General features: G+C 46.8%; 1 protein-coding gene. It reads right to left on the bottom strand.

Annotated elements, in window-relative coordinates; genetic code table 11:
• Nucleotides 1–260 (bottom strand): ATP-binding protein (locus PGX78_RS09005; RefSeq protein ID WP_270446624.1); only part of this gene is annotated, 260 nt, incomplete at its 3' end.
• Between the last annotated feature and the right edge of the window lie 165 nt (nucleotides 261–425).

Raw genomic sequence — 425 nt, forward strand, 5'->3', positions numbered from 1 at the left:
TCTTCAATAGAACTTATCTTACTCGTTCCGTGACGAATAATACTCTTTTTCGCATCTTCTTCACTCATGCCGCTGCCGTTATCGCTGACACGCATATATGAACTGCCTCCGTCGGCAATCTCTATTTCTACCGTTGTAGCCCCTGCATCCAGGGCATTTTCCGTCAATTCCTTAATAACCGAGGAGGGTCGTTCAACTACTTCACCGGCTGCAATTTTATTGGCCGTTTTTTCATCGAGTACATGTATAATGGAGCTCACGAAATACCGCTTCCTTTCTTGGCTTCACGTTGCAAATCATGCAAAAACGAAATGGCTTCGATAGGGGTCATACTCATAACATCCACATGGAGCAACTTGTCCGTTACGGCATCTGTAAACAGTCCCGGTGTCGCATAAGTCGCTTCCTCATCGGGGGTCTGCCGC

The organism is Megasphaera sp. AF13-6AC (genome assembly GCF_027685385.1).
GTDB classification, from domain to species: Bacteria; Bacillota; Negativicutes; order Veillonellales; family Megasphaeraceae; genus Megasphaera; species Megasphaera micronuciformis.